Annotated in this window: 7 protein-coding genes; 5 read left to right on the forward strand and 2 right to left on the reverse strand. The window is 39.5% G+C overall.

Annotation, left to right across the window (positions count from 1 at the left end; genetic code table 11):
- Positions 1-99: 99 nt before the first annotated feature.
- The 4 genes from ACY2RQ_RS18785 to ACY2RQ_RS18800 all read left to right on the forward strand — a co-directional run bounded on the left by ACY2RQ_RS18785 (position 100) and on the right by ACY2RQ_RS18800 (position 2,209).
- Positions 100-573, forward strand: coding sequence for a hypothetical protein (locus tag ACY2RQ_RS18785; RefSeq protein WP_490114542.1), 474 nt, complete (start codon positions 100-102; stop codon positions 571-573).
- A 24-nt stretch (positions 574-597) separates the two neighbouring features.
- Entirely contained in the window at positions 598-1,086 is a 489-nt protein-coding gene (locus ACY2RQ_RS18790; RefSeq protein ID WP_490114543.1) for a GNAT family N-acetyltransferase, read from the forward strand.
- Positions 1,087-1,108: 22 nt separating this feature from the next.
- Entirely contained in the window at positions 1,109-1,216 is a 108-nt protein-coding gene (locus ACY2RQ_RS18795) for a DUF1272 domain-containing protein (protein ID WP_490114544.1), read from the forward strand.
- Between the two features lie 297 nt (positions 1,217-1,513).
- Positions 1,514-2,209: a Fic family protein gene (locus tag ACY2RQ_RS18800; protein WP_490114545.1), complete on the forward strand. Its 696-nt coding sequence runs from the start codon at positions 1,514-1,516 to the stop codon at positions 2,207-2,209.
- 539 nt (positions 2,210-2,748) lie between these two features.
- Here the strand turns inward: ACY2RQ_RS18800 and ACY2RQ_RS18805 are convergent.
- Positions 2,749-3,687, reverse strand: a complete 939-nt coding sequence (locus tag ACY2RQ_RS18805) for a protein kinase domain-containing protein (protein WP_490114546.1) — start codon at positions 3,685-3,687, stop codon at positions 2,749-2,751.
- 120 nt (positions 3,688-3,807) lie between these two features.
- Here ACY2RQ_RS18805 and ACY2RQ_RS18810 point away from each other — a divergent pair, with 120 nt between their 5' ends.
- Positions 3,808-4,332 carry a hypothetical protein gene (locus tag ACY2RQ_RS18810; protein ID WP_490114547.1) on the forward strand — a complete coding sequence of 175 codons (525 nt, stop codon included), beginning with the start codon at positions 3,808-3,810 and terminating at the stop codon, positions 4,330-4,332.
- 136 nt (positions 4,333-4,468) lie between these two features.
- Here ACY2RQ_RS18810 and ACY2RQ_RS18815 read toward each other — a convergent pair whose 3' ends face one another.
- On the reverse strand, positions 4,469-4,672 hold the full coding sequence (locus ACY2RQ_RS18815; RefSeq protein WP_490114548.1) for a hypothetical protein: 204 nt from the start codon (positions 4,670-4,672) through the stop codon (positions 4,469-4,471).
- Between the last annotated feature and the right edge of the window lie 171 nt (positions 4,673-4,843).

Consider the following 4,843-nt stretch of genomic DNA (forward strand, 5'->3'; position numbering starts at 1 on the left):
CCTAACAAGCGCATCCAAGTGACGCCTTCGGCGCACCTGATGCGGGCGTTATAAGCTCACATTATCATCAACCTCACTATTTTTAAAAAGGATATTTTAGTGAAAACGAAATTACTTTCTATTTTTACAGCTATCGGATGTATTATTTCTACTAATTCAAATGCTCTAGAAAATTACACGGTTTCACTAAAGTTAACTGACACAAATAACAATGAGATTATAAATCTGTCACAATTAATGGCTGGAAATGGCAGTCATAGCGATACAAATAGCAAGGCTTACGCAATAACTGAATGTACAGAAACACCACAAAAGAAAACTAAGTCTTTTACTGGAAAAAGTTTTTTAAGTGGGTACAGTTATTCTGTCAATCTTCAAAGTGGCTCTTTTGAGTTTACTGAATATGGAATAGATGATTCAAAATACAACGGTTATGACAAAAGTCAGTGCTTTAACGGGGAAGTAAAACAAATTAAATTGACCAGTACGCAAAAAGTTGAAGTCGGAAAAAAAGAATTTCAGCAGTTTTTACTACCTAGTGGAAATATTCTAAATTTAGCAATTTACAAATAAAACGCTTATAACAAGTGGTTCCAGGTGACGCCTACGGCGCACCTGAACCAGGCGTTACACGGCATCATCAAAATCGAGGTGAACTTGAAAATCAGAATTCGCAAAGCAGAGTTTGGTGATTACAAACGAATAATTGATTATGATGATTTCCTTGGTGAAAGAAGAACTGAGATAGAGCGAGGAGAACTATTTGTAGCTGATTATGATAATGAAAAATCTGTTGGCTATTTGAAATTGACTTCAAACGAATTTTTCAACAAACCGCTTATTTCAATAGTGAATATTTCCGACAGATTCAGAAGGAATGGTATTGCATCCGCATTAGTTCAAACTGCGATCGAACAGACAGCGTGGCACGAAATATACATTACAACTGAAGAAAGCAATAAAGAAATGCTACGACTTCTCAAGAAAAAAAGTTTCTCCCTAGTTGGTCACATAGATGCTTTTAACCATGATGGCGAAAGAGAGATGATCTACCGCTACCGAAACCACACATTCAAAGATTTGTAAAGTTGGAGGGCACATTCTTGAATTGAGACCAAACTGCAAATATTGCAATGCAGATTTACAACCTCACTCAGAAGCATATATCTGCACTTTCGAGTGTACATTCTGTAAAAATGTACAACTGAGATTTTAAATCTCCGTCTGCCCGAATTTCTCAGGTAATCTAGCCCATAGACCGATACGACCAGAGCAGCATTTGAGAGAATACCCTGCTTCAGAAAATCTGAATACTAAAAGAACATGGTTGTAGCAGAAAATTGTTTAAAATTTCAGCATCAAACAACAGCCGTGTAACAAGTAAATCCAGGTGACGCCTACGGCGCACCTGATTTAGGCGTTAGCCGCTACCCAGACATCCAGCACAGCATGACGAGCAATGCTCATGCGGATATAATGTTAAGAATTTCCATAGAATTCTTGAGATACGCAAATGACAACGGCAAAAGACACAGTTTGGGGAATGAACCCTAATCCTGCGATGGCCAAGCAGCTTGCCGTTCGTGATGTTCCATCCCTCGTTTATGATGCTGTGAACCTAGAAGGTGTTGCTATGACCTTGCCAGAGATTCAAACGCTTCTGGATGGGATTACTGTAGGTGGTCACAAAATCAGCGATCAGAATATGGCTCTGAATCAGGCTGATGCTTGGAAGCACCTCTTTGAACTGGTATCGGAAAATGACTTCTCTTTTTCAAAGCCAGTAGCATTAGGGATTCATAAAATTGCTGGAAAGGAAGAAGCCTTGGAGTGGGGAGCTTTTCGTACTGGTAATGTCACTATCAGTGGCTCAGATTATGAACCACCATCCCCAAAAGAGCTGGAGCAAGCTTGGACTGAGATTGAGAAAGAAGTTAATGCGTGCAGCGACATTTATGATCGTGCCATTACTGCATTTCTGAGAATGGCAAGAGCACAACTCTTTTGGGACGTAAATAAACGTATGGGTAGGTTCATGATGAATGGAATTCTTCTTGAAGCTGGCTATCCAATTATTAATGTACCGGCAAAAAGACAGAAAGAGTTCAACCAGCTTATGCTTGAATTCTACAGCTCCGGTGACATGGCTCCCATGAATAAATTCCTTCGTGAGTGTGTTAACCCAAAAATCATAGAGAACTTCCAGTAATACGCGGCTAACAAGTGCATCCAGGTGACGCCTTCGGCGCACCTGATGCGGGCGTTAGGCGAAGCAAAGTCAACTTCAAGTTTGAAAAGTAACATCATTTATTGTGTTGGCTGGCGTTGGGAGAGATTGGAGTTTTTTCCCTGAGTTGCGCCGCAATTTAAATTTGCGTCGGCGTCGAGTAAAGCGTTTGCGGCGTTTTAGCTCTGTATTCTGGCCTTCGAGTTGCCAACGCCAGCATAATCATTGTGCATAAATCACCAGGCAAACAACTGTGTCCAACCTTGAAAAACTATCGGCTTTATTGTGCAAGGCTGGCAACAAACATCTGAGCTCATTCCTTTTTAGGTAGCGCCGTCCATGTTTCGTAAAAGTTCACAGTCTACGCCGTTTAAATCTTGTGCAAAGGCATTCGTGTCATGCCAGCCAAAACAAAGTGCACACGGCGTTTCTGCATATCGTTGTAGGCAAATTCCGTGTAAACCTGGTAAGCGCCTAACAAGCGCATCCAGGTGACGCCTTCGGCGCACCTGATGCGGGCGTTAGGTGTTGAAAGTTCTGTGAACCAGCCTAAGTGATTCCTTAGGTTGAAGAGAAGCTCTATCATTAATTATTTGTAAACGTACAGTATCATTTTTGACAAAACACAAAGATAATAAATGCCTAGTCTTATCCGGTAATTCCGGATGCCAAACTACATCATTATTTTTTAGGGTGGTAACATCATTAGGTGAGAAATCTCTTTTTATCCATGCCTCATTGAAAACCTCTAGTGATAAACAATAATCCCTATTCATAGAGCGATGACGCATTAATAACTCAATTTCACCCAAGTAAAGTCCTGAAGAATTTAAACATTTTAAAGGGCTACAATACTCTTCATCCTCTGGGGTTCGAGAAAGTTCAAAATCAATAAGCTTGATCATTCCAGTAGATGAACAAAATACCATATTTTCTGGTTTATAATCGTTATGAAAAATTTTCATATGGTGAAGGTAGTCAATCGCATTAAAAAACTGAAAAGCAATCTCGTGAAATTGTGGAATGGTTAAATCTCCATTTGTTTTTTTTATGAAATCTCCAAAATTACAATCTGCCAGCTCAAAAATATAATACCGTTTACCTTCCTCATCAATATGGCCAAAGTATTCAACTATATTTATATGTTTATTCCTCTTAGTCATTTCTAGTATTTTTACTTCTTTATCATATTGTTTCTTTTTGTCATCACTGTCTAGACCAACAACTTTTACAGCAACGCTACACTTTCTTATAGTATTGCATGTACCTCTATAAACTGTGCTATGTGCCCCTTTTCCTATCACGTTAACAAGAGTAAAGTCTGATGCTGTCGGCTTTACTTCTCCCAGAAAACGGTGAAAGCACTTTTCACTCAATGGGTCTTCGGGAAGCTCAGGCTCCAGTCCCCTATCAGGATAAAGTGCTTTCTTTAAAGTGTTTGAATCATTTAATCCATCCATGATTTTTACTCCTAATCATTCTGATTTCTATTAAGATAGAAGAAAAATTTTATATATCTCAATAACAGTGTGGCAAGAACACCTAACAAGTGCATCCAGGTGACGCCTGCGGCGCACCTGATGCAGGCGTTAGGTGGCTCAATTCAACATTGTGCAAATATCATTCAAAGGATTGAGATGAAGACAAATTGTTTAGCTTTATGCTTTTTCTTATTTTCGTCAGTTGCTTTTTGTTCTTCTGAGAAAAACATCATCGAAAAACTTGATGAATTGGAAATAAAAATCCAATTACTACTGGAAAAACAAAATGAGCATACGGGTAAAGAAAATGAAAAAATGCTCACCAACCATAAATATGTCCCAAATCATGACAACAACAAAATTAAAAAAACCACCTTCAAAGTAATTGATGAGATAATTTCATTAAGAAAAAAATTCATTAAAAATAACTCAGGCAAAAGTCAAGAGTGTAGTGAAGCTCTACTGAGCTACAAGCAAGATAGTCTGGCCAACTTCATTAATGAATATGAAAAATTCAAGAACAGTGACATGTCAAAGTTCGCAGGAATAACTCCATTGGTTATGGCAAATGCCAGAGATGGAGGAAATTTCCTAGCAAGTCCATATTTTGCTTGCACTTTTTAATCGTGCCAACAGCCACCTAACAAGCGCATCCAGGTGACGCCTTCGGCGCACCTGATGCGGGCGTTAGGTGCCAAACGTCAAATTCAAGAAGTTCAAGCTTTAATTTTGTGCCTACGTCAAGCACGCACAGACTTGTTCAAACCAGCAAAATAAATAATGTGCCAACAAAGTTACTGGCCTTATCGAAAATGACAAAAATAGGGGCATCGGTTCCACCTGCTGGCAAAACGAGTTTTACCGGTGTTTTCAAACCAGCAAAATAAAGTCTGTGCAAACAAGTTCCACCTGTAAGTTCGTGCCAGCAATTTCCAGCGGCATTTTGTTTGTAACTGGCAAGCACGACATCGTGCCAAAAAAATATTATTTACCAACAAAGTCGCAATAAACTTATCGTGCCAGCGGCTGCACCTACAAGCGCATCCAGGTGACGCCTTCGGCGCACCTGATGCGGGCGTTAGGCGCTCAAACCAGCCTGTTACAAAATCTCACTATCTGTAGTTTACTGCCAGTC

Source organism: Parendozoicomonas sp. 209JJ7-1, assembly GCF_058147085.1.

Coding starts and splice junctions, on each gene's coding strand:
- ACY2RQ_RS18805 (WP_490114546.1), bottom strand. CDS start 3,687: ATGGATGGATTAAATGATTCAAACACTTTAAAGAAAGCACTTTATCCT.
- ACY2RQ_RS18800 (WP_490114545.1), top strand. CDS start 1,514: ATGACAACGGCAAAAGACACAGTTTGGGGAATGAACCCTAATCCTGCG.
- ACY2RQ_RS18810 (WP_490114547.1), top strand. CDS start 3,808: ATGCAGGCGTTAGGTGGCTCAATTCAACATTGTGCAAATATCATTCAA.